Annotated in this window: 14 protein-coding genes and 1 pseudogene; 3 read left to right on the top strand and 12 right to left on the bottom strand. The window is 44.0% G+C overall.

Going from position 1 to position 15,941, the window contains the following annotated elements:
• Position 1: 1 nt before the first annotated feature.
• From VB775_RS18635 to VB775_RS18625, 3 genes and pseudogenes are all read right to left on the bottom strand, one after another.
• A pseudogene (locus tag VB775_RS18635) lies at positions 2-802 on the bottom strand (Tex-like N-terminal domain-containing protein); the annotation flags it as partial.
• 1,013 nt (positions 803-1,815) lie between these two features.
• Positions 1,816-2,013, bottom strand: a complete 198-nt coding sequence (locus VB775_RS18630) for a hypothetical protein (RefSeq protein WP_281009677.1) — start codon at positions 2,011-2,013, stop codon at positions 1,816-1,818.
• Between the two features lie 83 nt (positions 2,014-2,096).
• Positions 2,097-2,468 carry a hypothetical protein gene (locus tag VB775_RS18625; protein WP_190401307.1) on the bottom strand — a complete coding sequence of 124 codons (372 nt, stop codon included), beginning with the start codon at positions 2,466-2,468 and terminating at the stop codon, positions 2,097-2,099.
• 134 nt (positions 2,469-2,602) lie between these two features.
• Here VB775_RS18625 and VB775_RS18620 point away from each other — a divergent pair, with 134 nt between their 5' ends.
• The 3 genes from VB775_RS18620 (at position 2,603) to VB775_RS18610 (ending at position 4,570) form a co-directional block, all read left to right on the top strand.
• Positions 2,603-3,031, top strand: a complete 429-nt coding sequence (locus VB775_RS18620; protein ID WP_281009678.1) for a nucleotidyltransferase family protein — start codon at positions 2,603-2,605, stop codon at positions 3,029-3,031.
• Positions 3,028-3,498 carry a hypothetical protein gene (locus VB775_RS18615; protein ID WP_281009679.1) on the top strand — a complete coding sequence of 157 codons (471 nt, stop codon included), beginning with the start codon at positions 3,028-3,030 and terminating at the stop codon, positions 3,496-3,498. Before VB775_RS18620 ends, VB775_RS18615 begins: the two co-directional genes overlap by 4 nt.
• 130 nt (positions 3,499-3,628) lie before the next feature.
• Positions 3,629-4,570, top strand: a complete 942-nt coding sequence (locus VB775_RS18610) for a tyrosine-type recombinase/integrase (RefSeq protein ID WP_281009680.1) — start codon at positions 3,629-3,631, stop codon at positions 4,568-4,570.
• Between the two features lie 101 nt (positions 4,571-4,671).
• On the opposite strand, the gene VB775_RS18605 is transcribed toward VB775_RS18610, so the two are convergent.
• From VB775_RS18605 to VB775_RS18565, 9 genes are all read right to left on the bottom strand, one after another.
• A complete protein-coding gene (locus VB775_RS18605) occupies positions 4,672-5,904 on the bottom strand; it encodes an FAD-dependent oxidoreductase (protein WP_281009852.1) in 1,233 nt (410 codons plus the stop codon).
• Positions 5,905-6,103: 199 nt separating this feature from the next.
• Positions 6,104-7,117 carry a cytochrome d ubiquinol oxidase subunit II gene (cydB, locus tag VB775_RS18600; protein ID WP_281009851.1) on the bottom strand — a complete coding sequence of 338 codons (1,014 nt, stop codon included), beginning with the start codon at positions 7,115-7,117 and terminating at the stop codon, positions 6,104-6,106.
• Between the two features lie 93 nt (positions 7,118-7,210).
• Positions 7,211-8,653, bottom strand: a complete 1,443-nt coding sequence (locus VB775_RS18595) for a cytochrome ubiquinol oxidase subunit I (protein ID WP_281009850.1) — start codon at positions 8,651-8,653, stop codon at positions 7,211-7,213.
• Positions 8,654-8,775: 122 nt separating this feature from the next.
• Entirely contained in the window at positions 8,776-9,453 is a 678-nt protein-coding gene (locus VB775_RS18590) for a DsbA family oxidoreductase (RefSeq protein ID WP_281009849.1), read from the bottom strand.
• 9 nt (positions 9,454-9,462) lie between these two features.
• A complete protein-coding gene (locus VB775_RS18585; protein WP_281009848.1) occupies positions 9,463-12,738 on the bottom strand; it encodes an efflux RND transporter permease subunit in 3,276 nt (1,091 codons plus the stop codon).
• Positions 12,739-12,761: 23 nt separating this feature from the next.
• Positions 12,762-14,066: an efflux RND transporter periplasmic adaptor subunit gene (locus VB775_RS18580; protein ID WP_281009847.1), complete on the bottom strand. Its 1,305-nt coding sequence runs from the start codon at positions 14,064-14,066 to the stop codon at positions 12,762-12,764.
• A gap of 43 nt (positions 14,067-14,109) precedes the next feature.
• Positions 14,110-14,463 carry a rhodanese-like domain-containing protein gene (locus VB775_RS18575; RefSeq protein ID WP_281009846.1) on the bottom strand — a complete coding sequence of 118 codons (354 nt, stop codon included), beginning with the start codon at positions 14,461-14,463 and terminating at the stop codon, positions 14,110-14,112.
• Between the two features lie 291 nt (positions 14,464-14,754).
• Complete coding sequence (locus VB775_RS18570; protein WP_281009845.1) at positions 14,755-15,150, bottom strand: SCP-2 sterol transfer family protein; 396 nt, start codon at positions 15,148-15,150, stop codon at positions 14,755-14,757.
• A gap of 208 nt (positions 15,151-15,358) precedes the next feature.
• Positions 15,359-15,775: a DUF3122 domain-containing protein gene (locus VB775_RS18565; RefSeq protein WP_281009951.1), complete on the bottom strand. Its 417-nt coding sequence runs from the start codon at positions 15,773-15,775 to the stop codon at positions 15,359-15,361.
• Positions 15,776-15,941: the final 166 nt, after the last annotated feature.

Raw genomic sequence — 15,941 nt, 5'->3', positions numbered from 1 at the left:
GATAAAACTGCCTGATGGCTGGGGTTTTAGCCTGAATTTGCTGCGAATCTAGGTAAGTTAATAAATGGTCTTCCTCAAAATCTAAAGTGAGAGTGAGGATTTCTTCGGTTTCACCTCGCAATAGGGCTAAGAGATTATGGGCGGCGATCGCTTTTACTCTTGCTTGATAGTCGCGGTACATCTCAAACTTGGTTGTGTCCACTGGATGTGCTGCCTTGATTTTTGAGAGAAATACTCCTGTTTGTATCAAGTAGTTTCTGATGTAAACTCGATATTCTCCATTCTCAGCGACTTCCTCAGCCAGAATATCTGATGCACCTTTAAGAGCTTCTTCGACAGTTTTCACTTGTTCAGATAAATATTTGGCGGCTTCTTGAGGCAAGGAGGCGGTATTAGTGTTGGGACGGTTAAATGCTTTGATGGCTTCGGCAAGTGGCTCTAGTCCTTTTTCTCTAGCGATCGCTGCTTTAGTTCTTCGCTTGGGACGATAGGGAAGATAAAGGTCTTCAAGTTCTGTTTTTTGCAAACACGATTCTATTTTGGCTTGCAGAACATCAGTAAGCTTGCCTTGCTCAGAGATTGCTTGAATGATTACGGCTTGGCGATCGCGTAGCTCGGTCAGATACGCATAACGATCTTGCAGATCTCTTAATTGAATCTCGTTCATTTCCCCTGTGCGCTCTTTACGATAGCGAGCAACAAAGGGGAGGGTTGCACCTTCAGCAAATAGCTCTAGGGCATTTTTGACTTGTTCGGGGCGTAGCGAAAGTTCTTGTGCAATCAGTTGTTCAAGGTTTTGCATTAATATTTCAACTTTCACTAGGCTTCTTGCTAACTTTACCAGATGTGCGATCTCCGAAGTGATCTTTGATAAGCTAGATTGAACCTAAATTTTTAGATCCCATCACATAGCCAAAGATCTAGTTTTGCAACTGCCTGTATTCTTGTTTAAACAATCATGATGAACAACTCCAACTTTATCAAGATAGCAAACTGCTACAGCCGTAATTGAGAAGTCCAGACCACTATCTGAAAATCGAGTCTTACTACATGGAATGAGTTGGGAAACTTTTGAACGCTTGCTTTCAGATGTTGGCGATCAACGTACTTCACTACATTAAGTGTGCTTTAGAGCTTATGTCCTCCCTTTCACCGCATGAAGTTAGCAATCAGTTTATTGAAGCTTTATTGTGTGAATATGACCATAAGCTTGCCGCAATTGACACCATAAATTTGCCGCTACTGAGTTTGAAATACCGATTTCACCGTTAGGTTCTCCTAGATTCGTCCTTCTAGAAGGAAGCATAAGTTTGCCGAAAGTCTGGAATAAGAAGCATAAGCTTGCCGAAAACCGTAAACTCTTGAAGCTCCCAAAAGCCTTGAGCAGCGTGGTGTTATCTTCCTGCTGCATCTGGATTTTTCTCCCATCGCTGATTTTACCACTCCAGTCACAGACAAATTTTGCCTGTGGCTGGGCTAAAGGGCTTAAGGAGACTGAATATAGCGGACATCTACTATCAAAACGCTGACTGGCTATGTGTTAGAGTCATTTGTCCTAGAGGTTGATACCATAAGTTTGCCGCAGCGGCAAACTTATGGTCATAATTACAAAACTGATGCCATTAATAATTTTCACCCCTAAGTTCTCCAACTTATCTCAGATTAGTCTTAGAGCAAATAATCAATACTTATTTGTCATTAAATTTATGTGAATGAGTATTTATGCTTAGTTTGGTTGACGTGTTTTCAAGGTTTGAGGACTTTGCTTGGCGCGTTGCGATATATTGAGGGGGTATCTGCTCGTTAGTTAAACATTTATTTATCTTTGGGTTTGCGAAAATTTGATAGTGCGATCGCCGAAATGAGTTTAGATATCATCATGACATTAACGAAAAGCTCAACCCAGAATGGTGGGTTATTGCCTTTTGTATTGTCGCCTTGATCTAATTTCTGCATTTCTTGGTTGTGCTTAGATTTTTCTCCTGCAAATCCTTTAGGCTTTTTTCTAGGCATCTTTCTCTCATCTTCTACACTAAAGCTAATTTTGATAATTGTTCTGTCATGAGTATGTAGATAAAAAACTAGGATGCAGAGGTTTAGCTAAACTGAGATACCAATAGTTCTTGGATGGGAATAAGATTAAACGAGTTAGATTCACTGCCCAGCCATTGAGTCCCATCCCAAATATATACCCACTCTTCGGAACAAATCTCTTGCAGATTTCTGAGTTTGGGTTTTTCTGTTCCCCATGATTCTTGGGTATCGCGGTTATAAAATAAGCAATTGTTGATCGAGATTCCCAGCACACTCATGTTACCTAAAGCTAGAAGCTGATCAACTTGCTCTGTTGTTGCATAATGTGTTTGCAAGAGTACCCCTGCATAATCAACATAGCCGTCACGATGTAAATACACGGATAAATAAGAGTCATCATCAATTTGTTTGCCAATTATCGCTCTCGTAGACATAGATTTTTTCGGTATTTAGATCGTATTACTTGAAACAATAGTATCTTCTGTGTGGATCGATCAAGCTTACATAGTGCCTTGTACTGTATATTTGATCCTATATGAAATTCGTTGCTGGCTTAGAGGAGATAATTATGAATAGTAATAAACTTTCCTCTCACATTTTGTTCTCTTCTACAACTGAGAGAAAGGCAGAAAGCAAAAATGTTGTTGATGCTGACAAAATGTATGGCTACATTCTCGCAGCGAGAAAAAGGGAACAAGTAAGGCAAGAAAGTCTCAGACAGTTGCAAAGTCGTGGTGTTGAAACTGCTAAACAAGCTGCAAGAATTCTACGTCAACAGTTTAGGGCAACAAGAGTAGTTCTATTTGGGTCAATGCTGCAACCCAAAATCCATGCTGATTCAGATATAGATCTTGCTGTGTGGAACTTATCAAAATCTGACTATTTCCAAGCAGTTGGTAAACTACAAGGTCTTAGTGAATTTGCAATCGATCTCATCGAGGTAGAAAATGCGTCTGATTACATGATTGAGGCGATCGCTCAAGGTATGGAATTATGAACGGTTATAATGTCCTGATTGCAAGACTGAATAACGAGTTGACCAAAGTTGCTACTACTGTGCAATTGGCCCTCTCACAAGCTCAAAAAGCAAAAACAACAGCAGATGATGACTATTGGTATGCAACTGCTTTTAGTCTGCAAAATTTTTATATGGGTGTTGAACGCATTTTTGAAGATATTGCCAAGGAAGTGGAAAACAACTTGCCGACAGGTTCGAGTTCTCACAAGCTACTTTTAGAACAGATGTCGCTGGAGATTCCACATACAAGACCTCCTGTGATTCTTAGTGATACTCTACACAATTTAAATGAATATCGGGGCTTTCGGCATGTCGCAATTCATCGCTATGGATTTGAATTAGAAAGTAATCGAATTTCTGAGCTAACGGATAAGCTTATGACAAGTTACACACTATTAGTTAGAGACATAGAGAACTTCTGCCAATTTTTGCAAGCATTAGAATAAGTTTGATATTTGATCGCCGAAAGGGTTTGCCGCCACTAAGTGATCGGACTACGACGGAGAATGTCATTAGCCCCGCAGGGCGAGAAATCATTGTGATTCGTGGATAGATTACTAATCAATTGATACAGATATGTCCATTCCAGAGCCAATTTTAGTTGTTTATGGTGAACCACCCAAAGAGATCGCCGCCACAGACCTTCGCCAAGCAAGAGTTGATGAATTTTTAGCATCGAGGTCTTTGCAACCGAAAAGTCGTAAGGCTTATCAAGCGGACTTATGGATATTTATGGATTGGTGCGATCTGGCTTGGGTGGATGTGAGTCGGCGCAAAGTGACACAGTTTAAAACTTTTTTGTTGAAGGAACGCGAACTAGCACTAAGTTCGGTTAATCGGGTGCTGCGGACTCTGAAATCTTTTTATCGATGGATGTTGCTGTCAGAATATGTAGTTGCCGATCCGACGATTGGCATTCAGCAGGAGCGATTGCCCGATCCTGTGGCTAAAGATTTGGAAGATGAGGAGGTGTTGCGGATTTATGAAGCGATTGAGTTGAGTAAAGTGATGTTACGCGATCGGGCTTTGTTTTCGATTTTATTGCATGGGTTGCGGGCGGAGGAGGTTTGTCGTCTGAATATTGAGGATTATGTGAATGGGGAATTGGTGATTAAGGAGGCGAAGTGGGATAGTAAGGGAGAAGTGCCTTTGACGAAGTTGGGTATTCAAGATTTAGATGCTTATTTGGATTGGAGGAGGGCGCAAGAGGTCGAGTTATTGCCTGATAGTGCTTTGTTTGTGTCTTGCTCTAATCGTAGTCAGGGTAAGCGGTTGACATATTGGGGTATTCGTCATGTGATGGACGATCTGGCAAAGAAGACGGGGATTGATTTACATTCGCATCGGGGCAGGCATACGTTTGCCACGAATTTGATTGTGAAGTATGAGTTAGATCCTTCTTTGGCGATGGAGTTGACAAGGCATAGGGATGTCAGGAGTTTTAGGCGTTATACCAATCGTAAGAATAAGATTGCGGCGAAACGTGCTTTTTTGAAAGCATCGGAAAAGTTGGATTAGAGAAGTTGTGGTATTGACTACAAATCTAAAATAGTTTCTGAAAACTAGTCTGGGCAAAGCTTTAACGGCTATCTTGCAGATTTTTGACTATATCAGTGATTTCATCCTCGAAATTGCTGCATAAACTGACGATCAATGGATTCTTTCCAAAACCAGAGTAGTTTTGATGGACCAAAACATAGTCCGCCCCAAGCGATCATCGCTTGTAAATATTTTTCGCTAGATTCTATTTTATATCCAGTGCCGATTAGCGAAAGATGATGCTTTTGGGGATAAAAAGGAAGTAGTGGTTGACCTGATGATATGCGCTGTAAATTTTTAAATAGATGTTTGCCTTGATGTACTGCGAAGACTCCTGCTTTGGGTCTGGGATGGCTAATACTAGAAGCAATATCTCCTGTGGCAAAAATGTAGGGATGGGAAATAGATTGCAGTTTATTGTTAATGAGGATAAAGTCTTTCTGGTCAGTGGTTAAACCTGAGTCACGAATCCAAGATGGAGCCATAGCATTAGTGAGCCAAAAAATGCGATCGCATAGTAATGTGAATCCTGATTCGCAGCCGATTATTTTTGGTGTTTGTAGGGGATATTGCTCGGATTGATTGTCAGAATCAGGTTTGACGAAATTTACAGTTTCGCTTAGATGTACATAAATTCCTTGATTAAGTAGAATTTGTTCAAAGCGTTTTCCTACATTTGTAGGATAGCCCGTCATTAGGGTTACTTGTCGATGAAACAAATGAATTTCTAACAACTGAGTTCCTAGAACCATGGGCGATAATCCTTGCGATTGCAGAATGGCTTCTATTCGTGACTTAATTGTGAAAGCTAATTCGACTCCACCAGTGCCGCCGCCAACAATGCCGATGCGTAACGGGCGATCAGTCGGCATCGCTTGAGCGCTTTCTAAGGATGTTAATAACTGTTGCCAATGGGTCAAAAACTGAGGTACAGGTTTGGCGGCGATCGTATATTGATCGACCCCGACAATCGCCGATGAGTCAGGGGTACTGCCAATATCAATCGATAACCAATCAAAGTCAATCGGGGCATGGTTTTGACATAGCACTTGTTTATGAGCTAAATCCAAATTGATGGCTCGATCTACAATTAAGTCAGCCTGAGCGAACTTAGCAAGATTCACTAAATCAATATGACATTCTTGAAAACTGTAATAGCCAAGAATGTGTCCAGGCAACATTCCAGAATAGGGGGCGTTTGCGACATCAGTGATTAGGGTAAGGCGGATATCTGTGGCCAAGGGATAGATACCAAATAACCGCAAGGCGATCGCATGGCTATGTCCGCCACCAATCAAAACTAGATTTTTCATAGGGGACTTGATGTTAAATTTAGGCGATCGCACAAATGCAAGAATTACCCTTTCCTGAAGTATAACCAATACAATGATGACTTGTGATGATTAGGGGAGCAAGTAGTAAAGTTAATCTGCTACAACACTTGGCGCTGTACTTTTGACCTACTGGTTTATGTTTTCCAGTCCTCTTGCTCCCAATCGTCAATACAACTGCTTAATCGCCATAGGCACTACCTACAACTTTGCCTCGAAATACGACATAGTTGTAGATGTTGTAAAATAGCATGATCGGAATGAGAACACCGATAAAAGTGAGCATAAACACAAGAGCGCTGGGCGCGGCGGCGGCTTGATAAATGGTGATTTGGTTGGGAATAATGTAAGGAAATACGATTAATCCTAGACCAATAAATGTCAGCAGAAATAGCAGAATTGTCCAGACAAATGGAGTGTTTTCCTGCTCACGGTTAAGGCTGCTTAATAGATTCCAAATCAACCACACGCCAATAACGGGAATCACCGCAAAAACATATACTAAGGGGGCGCTAAATAGTTTTGTTCTTAGGGTTTCATAAACTACAGGCGTGGCGATCGTGATCAAAATTGCGCCGATGAAGGTGGTAATTGCGGCAATTTTTGCAGTCCTGAAGTGAGTCTTTTGTAATTCTCCTTCGGTTTTCAAAATTAAATAGGTAGAACCAATCAGCACATATCCTTGGATCAGGGTGAGGGCAACCAAGAGCGATCGCCAATCGAGCCAATCCCAAGACGAACCAATGAAATGTCCAGACGCATCAACTTTAATCCCTGCTATGACGCTACCGAGGGCAAAGCCTTGTCCGAGAGCCGCGATAAAACTGCCAGCACCAAAGGCAAAATTCCAAAATGTTTTATTACTGGAATGTTCGCGAAATTCAAAGGCAACGGCGCGAAAAATCAGTCCGAAAATCATGATGAAGATGGGAATGTATAAGGCACTGAGAATTGTGCCATAGGCGAGGGGAAATGCGCCAAATAATGCACCTCCCATGATCACTAGCCAAGTTTCATTAGCATCCCAAATATTGCCGAGGCTAGTCATCAAAATCCCACGACGTTCTTCGTCAGAACTAGTTAGAGAAAAGATGCCCACACCAAGATCGAACCCATCCAGCATGACGTATAGGAATAAGAATAAAGCCAGAATCACAAACCAAACTTGAGGTAGAAAATCTTTTAATGCTTCCATGAAATTTACCTAGGAATTAGTCACATACTCAAAATTTTGAAAACCTTGCCATATGAGAAGATAGGCAGCGCTCTGCGCTGCCTATCTTCTCGATTACAATTGAGTTTCTGCTGGACGTTGATCGGGAATGAATGTCGCGGGTTCCATATTGATGGCTAGTTTGTTGTCTAGCCCCGGAATGGGTATATCCAAATTCGGACCATGACGAATGATTCTGCTGCCAAAGTACAGTGTGGCAACTAATAGGATCGAATAAACCACTGCAAATAGGGTTAATGAAGTTAATACATTTCCTGCGGGAACATGGGAAGCTGCATCAGCCGTGCGAATCTGTCCATACATTGTCCAAGGTTGTCGTCCTACACATCGGACAATCCAGCCCGACTCTACGGCAATATAACCTAATGGTGCAGCAAAAATCCAAGTGCGGAGGAGCCATTTTTGTTTAGCAATTTTTTCCGCAGAGAGATTGCCTAATAACCATTGCAAGGCACTCCAGAGCATCAGTCCTGCTAGGAAAAAGCCAATCCCACTCATGATCCGAAAAGCATAATATATCAAGCCCACCATGTGAGGGCGATCGCTATATTTCCATTCTTTTAAGCCGAGAACGGGTGAGGTTAAGTTCTTTTGAAATTCTAAAACATAGCCAAGCCCGTTGGGAATCGTAATTTCCCATTTGTTGCTTTGAGTCTTTTCGTCTGGAATTGCCAATAGACTCCAATCCGCAGGCTGTCCCGCAGGACTAGTTTCCCATTTGGCTTCCATCGCCGCCAGTTTCGTTGGTTGATATTGGGCTACTTGTTCGGCACTGAGGTGTCCGATGTAAATCTGCACAGGCGTAACAGCGATCGCAGCGGCTAGGACAATTTTGAGCGATTTGGTAAAAAAAGCTTGATGACGATTGTTGAGAATATACCAAGCGCTAATACCGCCGATTACGAATAGTGATGTTTCGAGGGTAGCAAAGAACATATGCGATACGCTTTTCAGCATAAAGGGATTGGCGATCGCCTGAAAGTAGTCACTGACAATAAACTTACCATTGACCATCTCACCGCCCGATGGCGTTTGCAGCCAAGAGTTAGCGACTAAAATCCAGAAAGTAGATAGGTTTGCACCGAAGGCAACCATAATTGTGGCGAGATAGTGAATTGCTGGATTTACTCGCTCCCAGCCAAATAACATAATCCCTAAGAATCCTGCTTCGAGCATGAAAGCCATTGCGCCTTCAAATCCGAGAATGCTGCCAAAGAAATCACCTACTGCTTCCGAAAATGGAGCCCAGTTTGTCCCAAATTGAAATTCCATCGGTAGCCCTGAGGCAACGCCAATCCCGAAGTTAAGAACGTATAACTTTGACCAGAAGCGAGCGTGGCGGTAGTAATCAGGATTACGGGTCTTCAGCCATAGTCCTTCGACAATGACGAGATAGATTGCCATGCCTGTAGTCAGAACTGGCCAGAGCATATGAAAAATGGCGGTTAACGCAAATTGCATTCGTGACAGTGCGACGGTATTTGATAGGATATCCATGATTTCTTTTGAAGTGGATTAGGCGCTTATCACTAGCTTAATTAGCAATATACTTGGGTAGTAATATAGTTGGCAAATAATTTTTTGGTAAATTTTCTCAAGAAATTTTAAGATTCATTCGTCTAACACCAAGAATGTTCATCTTCGGGATTATTCAGCAACTCACGAATATTTGCCTCAATGACTCGATAGCCGACATTCCCATTTAGTCTTTGTCGCCCTTCGTTAAAAATCATCGTGGGGCTAACGGACACAGTTTTTTCGCGAATTAACTCAAAATCCCTTGATAGCAAAGCATAGGCTTCGCCACTATCAATTTGAGCTTGCAGATCGGCGATCGCAATACCTAATTTCTCAGCAATCTGAAACTGTACTTTGCGATCGCTAACATCCGCAGTTTCCACAAAAAAGGCGCGGCGAAATTCCCAATTGGCTTTTTCAAACAGTTTCTCTGATTTAGGAATCAGCCCTTTGATTTCTAATAATTGAATTGCATTCAGAAATAGATGACAGGAAGTAGCTGAAGTTGGTGTATTGACGACCCAGATATCGGGATGCACGGTGATATGGGGAAACTTAGCCGCGACTGTATGCACATGATTGCTATAGCCGCGTAATCCGCCGCGATCGCGCCAACTTTTTTCTAGTTTTTCATGGGCATTGCCAAATACAGGGAAAAAATGATAGTCGATCTCCACTTGATCGGGAAAGTTAGCAGCTAGTTCATCAAGGCGGATTTGGGCGATATAAGCCCAAATGCAGAGAACATCGGAATAGTAAGAAATGTGAATTGGTTCCATAGGATTTAATTAGCTAGGCATAGGACTTTGATCGGAAGGGAAATTAGGAGATTCGGGAGCATCTAAATCTTCCTGCTCGTCTTCTGTGATTTTATGGGTAATCCGATCGCCATAATACAGAATCGGAATAATAAATAGAGTCAGGAAAGAAGAAGTTAACATTCCACCTAGCAAAGCCCATGCTAAACCTGACCAGACAGGATCGCCCAGAATCGAGAGCGTGCCTAGCATTGTGGTCACGCTAGTTAATAAAATTGGGCGAAATCTGACTGCTCCTGCTTCGAGAATGGCAGCTTTTAATTCGCCGCCTTCCTTGAGCTTGTCGCCGATAAATTCTAGAAGCACGATCGCATTTCTGACCACAATCCCTGCAAGGGCAATTACACCGATCATTGCTGTGGCACTGAAATAAACACCATTTACCGCAAAGACTAAGAGAATCCCAATCAAGGCAAGGGGAATCGCACCGAGAATGATCATCGGTACTTTGAAGCTACGGAACTGTCCGACGAGGATTAGATAAATCAGTACCACCGCTACCATCATCGCCAGTCCCAAGTCACGGAATACATCGAGCGTGAGTTTCCATTCCCCATCCCATTGAATGTAATAACCTTTGGGCAAGGGATTCTGAAAGAAGTAAATGATTTGTTCAATTACGGCATAGACCGAGGAGCGATCGCCCATTTCACCCATGACATAGGTAACGGGACGTTGATCCTTATGCAGGATCGGCTCATCGACGGTACTAGGCGTGAAGGTGACTAGTTCCGTTAGCGGCACTAGGGAACCTTGGCTAGTCGGTAATTGAATCCGACTGAGATCGTCAATGCTCTGGCGATTGGCATTGGCAAAACGCACTTGAATGCCAACGGGGGCGAGTTCGCCTGATACTTTCATGATCGAGACTTGCGAACCTGCGATCGCCATGTTAATGGTCTGAGCCACATCCTGCGTAGTCAGCCCTGCGCGGTTGACCTTTTCGCGATCAACGACCAGACGCATCTGCGGAATTTGATTTTTCACAGAATCATCAATATCCACAACCTGCGCGGTTTGAGCAAAAACAGCGCGTACTTCTTTAGTCAGTTGGCGCTGCTTGTTATAGTCAGAACCATAGATTTCCGCAAGCATAGTCGATCGCACAGGCGGACCTGGGGGATCTTCCACTAATTTCACGATCGCATTATTTTTTTGAGCAACTTCTGTTAGTTTCGGACGCAGACTTAAAACAATGCCTTCTGATTGAATAGAACGGGCATCTTTATTGGTGAGATGCACGCGAATATCAGCGTAATGTTCACCAAAGCGATCGATTGCACCGCGCAGCATCCCGTTAAAGTCAATTGGTGCGCCCATGCCCACATAGGTTTCAAAATTAGTAGTTTCAGGATTTTGCCGCAAAATTGCTTCGAGATCCTGCACAATGCGATCGGTTTCAGTAAGCTCCGTTCCCAAGGGTGTATCTAACTGCACTAAAAATGTATCTTTATTCGCCTTGGGCAGCATTCTAAACTTCACCGTTTGGGTTAACGGCAATAGGAAGGAAGCTAACATCAATCCTGTAATGAAGAACAACACAAAACGGCGACGGCTTGCCGAGTTGAGTAAAGGATTCATCAACTTTGCATAGAGACGATAAATCTTTGTATCTTCAATGGGAGTTAATTGATGTTCGCCATTTTCCTGTATGATCTTAATCATCCGCAATGCCAAGAAGGGCGTAATCGTTAGCGCCAAGGTGGTACTGACGATCATGGCAACGGGAACATTAAAGGGAATGGGCTGCATATAGGGACCCATCATGCCTGTGACAAACGCCATCGGCACAAAGGCAAGAATGACCGTAATTGTGGAAAGAATGACAGGTGTTCCCAATTCATTAACCGCCATGACTGCGGCTTGGGTTTTCTGCCGCCAGTTCATGTTGGGCGTTTCTTCAAAATAGCGATGAATGTTTTCGGTAACGGCGATCGCATCATCCACCAGCGTTCCCAAAGCTAAAATCAAGGCAAATAGGGTAATCCGATTGATCGTTTGTCCAGAAACAAATCCCACTGCGAGAGTACCCGCAAGGGTCAAGGGAATCACAAAGGCAACAATCGAGGATTCGCGCCAACCAAGGAAAATTACGAGGAGCGCCACCACCGTAAAAATGGCGATGCCTAAACTTTGATAAAGATCCCCTACAGCGCGATCGGCGGTCTGTCCATCATTACGGGTCACGGCGATCGTGATGCCCGATGGTAACTGCGGTTTTAGTTCTTCAACCCGTTGGAAAATCTGTTGGGCAACGGTGACAGCATTAGTTCCCTTTTGCTTGGCAATGCCGATCGTGATCGCAGGTTGCGCTACAAATTCGCCTTTAGGCTGGGCTTTGGTGTCGGGATAGGGAATGCTAATATCCCAATCTTGGCGAAAATTAATCCGTGAGATTGTTGTGCGATCGCTAAAATCATAAATCACATTCGCCACATCCCGCAAATAAATCGGCGACTTGGAACCCTGTCCAAAGCCGACAATTACCTCCCCAACATCATTAACGGACTGAAAGAGATTGCCGCCATCAATAAATAAACGAGTTTTGCCAATGGACACATCCCCCGCAGGCAACCGCACATTTTCATTCTGGAGGCGTTGAGCGATCTGCGGTGCTGAGAGTTTGTAGCTGGCGAGTTTGTCAGGGTCAAGATCGACCCGAATCGCACGGGGTTGTCCGCCAGTAATCGCGAGATTGGCGGTATTAGGAATGCTGCGAAGGTCTTCTAAGAGACGTTCACCGATGCGGCGCAATTGATTGTCGCTGTAGTCTTTACCCGTAATCGTCAGGGTCACAATCGGCACATCGTCAATAATTACAGGCTTCACCAGATAACTTGCGCCCTTGGGCAGCAAGTCCTGATTGCTATAGAGATGGTTCTGTAATTTAAAGAGTGAGTCTTCCCAGTTCTGTCCCACGACAAACTGGACAGTTACCTTTGCACCCGAATCTTGCGAGGCGGAATAGATATGCTCAACGCCCGACAGTTCCCTTAGTTTGGCTTCAATGGGATTGGTCAGGGTTTGTTCGACAACGGAGGCTGAAGCCCCTGCATAGGGAAGATAAACCTCAGCCGCAGGGACAATAATTTGGGGATTCTCTTCTTTGGGAGTGAGAACAACCGCACCAATCCCAAAAATCACCAGCACGGCAATCACCAAAATTGTCAACTGGGAATTGATGAAATAGTTTGTGATTTGCCCAATCAGGCTGTATTTGGGCGGGTTTTTAATAGGTTCAGACATGGTGAAATGACCGTGATGGTGAACTAATTGACTTGAACCGCAGTTCCATTTTTGAGGTCAGGAGATGGTTGCAATACTAATTGCTCGCCATCAGTTAGTCCTGAAAATACTTCGATCACTTCCCCATTGATCCGTCCTGTGGTAATGGGCTGAAAATTGGCTTGCCCCGCAACTACTTTGTAAACGCCTGTGATACCAAACTGCTGCACGATCGCATTTTTAGGGATCATCAAAACTTGGCGATCACTAGTTTTTTGCGCCACGGTGGGATTGGTTAATTGCAGGCGACCGAACATCCCTGAAATTACACCAGCCGTGCCATTCAAAGTCACTTTGACCGTGAAATTACGAGTAGTGGGATCGGCTGATGGAATGATGTGACTGACTGTACCCGTGACATCTCGATTAAGCGCATCGATCAAAATAGATACTTTCTGCCCTGTGCGAACTTGCGAGATCATCGATTCAGGAACTTGGGTACTAAATCGCAAGCGATCGCTACTTTCAATGGTCAACAAAGGTTGTGCAGGTCCAGCCATTGCCCCAACCTCACTATGTTTGCGTGTCACCACCCCATCAAAGGGAGCCGAGATCGTGCCATAGTCGAGATTCGCCATAACCTGTGATACTTGCGATTGGGCTTGACTGACCTGTGCTTGGGCTTGATTCATCGTGGCTTGCGATTGACCAATCATTGCTTGGGTTTGTTGCAGTCGCGCCTGACTCATTTTTACCCGCGTATTTGCCTGATCGAGCAGTTGTTGACTAACCGCACCCTCTGCTTGCAACCTTGACATCCGACTTTGCTCAAGCATTGCCTCAGTTAAGTCCGACTCAATTTCAAGCAGTTGTCCGATCGATTGTTGTAGTCTCGCTTCCGCATTTTGAAAATTGGACTGCGCCATGCTCACCCCAGCCAGAGCTTGATTGCCCTGTGCCTGAATGTCCGCCACATCAATGTCAATCAGTACTTGTCCAGCCTTGACCCGATCGCCTTCCTGCACATTTAACTGGCGAATTTGTCCCATCACGCGACTAGTGAGCGTCACCGTTTCTAAGGGTTCGACACTGCCTGTAAGCACGCGCTGATTATTCACACCCTGTTGACGGGCGATCGCCGTTTTTACCTGTATGGGATTTGCCGTAGAACTTGCCGCTGCCAAATTTGCGGCTGACTGTCCATTTTTACTGCTTTGAGTCAACCACCAGATCGTGCCGCCCGAAAGTAAAACCAAGCCCGAAATTGAGCCAATCAACAGCAGTTTATTCTGTAATAGCGACTGCCAAAAATGCTGAGTTTTACTATTTGTGATTTTATTTGTGATCATAGCCATCTCCACTCCTGCGATTTAACGCCAGTTCTTAAAAAAATTAAGGTTGGTTGCCACGATGCACAGAATAACCCGCACCTTGCCAAGCCAATAAACCACCCTTGAGGCTATAGACTTTGCTGTAGCCCTGAGCAACTAGCCATTGCGCCGCCATATCGCTGCGATGTCCAGATAGGCAAGTAATCGCGATCGCTTGATCTTGGGGAACTTCTTTAAGAATGCGATCGCGGCTCATTCTCTTTGCCCCTGCGATATGTCCCATGAAATACTCAAACCATCCCCGCACATCCACTACCATTAATTGACTCTGGCGAGACTTTAATTGTGATGGAGATAGGGGCGAAGGAGCTAGGGGTTGGCTAGTTTGTTTTTTAGCTGCTGATTTTGGTTTCATGATGTTATTCCTTTAAAAATTACTGATGTTAAGTGGAAGTTGACCAGACCCTCACCCCTAGCCCCTCTACCCTTTTGGGAACTACCGTGTCACAAGTCTAACTGTCTACGTTTCGATTGATCTAAGCCCCCTAAATCCCCCAATTCTGGGGGACTTTGAAAGACTTTTATTTTCTTGTTCCCCCAGAATTGGGGGCTAGGGGGCAGATAATTGTTGACTTGACAGGTTTTTATGACTTGTGTGTACACGGTAGCTCCCTTAATGGGAGAGGGAGCTGGGGGGAGAGGGTTCCTAAACCTTGCTCATCACTGCAAATGATTTGATAAATGGACTTGCCATCCTTGGATCTTTAATCATGGCTGTGTAGTCGCCAACGCGGAATTGCAGCTTGCGGCTCATATACGCCATACTCAAACCCAACATATCCAAGCCTTTAATCGTCCACTTTTGCCAATGGGGGCGATCGGCGCGTAAATCCCAGTTTAATGACTGACCATCATAGGCTCCTGCAAAAACCACCTTGCCTTCCTGAACCACCAGTATTCCACTGGGTTTGTCTTGATCTTCAAAGCCATAGCCAATTACAGAGTTAAAATGTATCTTCGCAAGTTCATTGACAATCTCTGCATCAGCATTCCATAGTTCACCAAAAGCTTTCATCCATTCATGGGAAAATAAATCTGCCATTGTTCTCTCCTAAGTTAATTTAAATTTTTATAAGACCTTAGCTTCTCTCTGTCTTCGTTTCGGGGTGTAGATCCCCCCCAGCCCCCCTTGTAAAGGGGGGAGAATTTTCTTCTTCCCCCTTTACAAGGGGGATTGAGGGGGATCTTTAGCAACTAACGGTATAGCTAACTTGCGTGTACGCCATAGCTTTTGAGAGATTGTGAGGGCTTTAATAATTCGCCACAGTTTGCCATTCTGCGACTAATGAAGGTGGAACCGATAGACTAATCGCATCACCTTTGAGCGTGGGCAAAGAAATCTTTAAAGGAATCTCCGCTTGCAATTCTGATAACAAAGGTTGCAGATCATACTGTCCGACATTCGCCTGCGCTCCCTCTTTAAAAATATTGCTAGAGGTATCAATAGCCGTGAGGGTTTTACCCAAGGAATTGCTTAAAGTTAAGGGCTGAGCATGATCGATCGCTACTAAATTAGGAAATCCCACTAGGCGCAACTCAAAGCTACTATTGCCATCAGGACGCGATCGCTTGAAAGCAACGGTTTGCCAAGTATTACCATGCTGATCTTTGAGAGATTGGCGTGACTGATAAACCATCTGATTTGGCGCTTCCTCAAGTTGGTGAATTGCGGCGGATGCACTAGGCGTATCGATTACACCGAATCCGGGGTAGCTACAGGATACGTGTAAAAACCTGCAAGATAGCCTTCAAATATAGACCAGTCATACATTTGAGCTATACCGAATCAAGAGGGATTAAAATAGCACCTTCCAAGGGAAATGGAATAGATTG

The organism is Pseudanabaena sp. CCNP1317, from assembly GCF_034931345.1.
Classification (GTDB): Bacteria; Cyanobacteriota; Cyanobacteriia; order Pseudanabaenales; family Pseudanabaenaceae; genus Pseudanabaena; species Pseudanabaena galeata.
The sequence above is the reverse complement of the archived record's forward strand: the minus strand, read 5'-3'. Positions and strand labels throughout refer to the sequence as shown.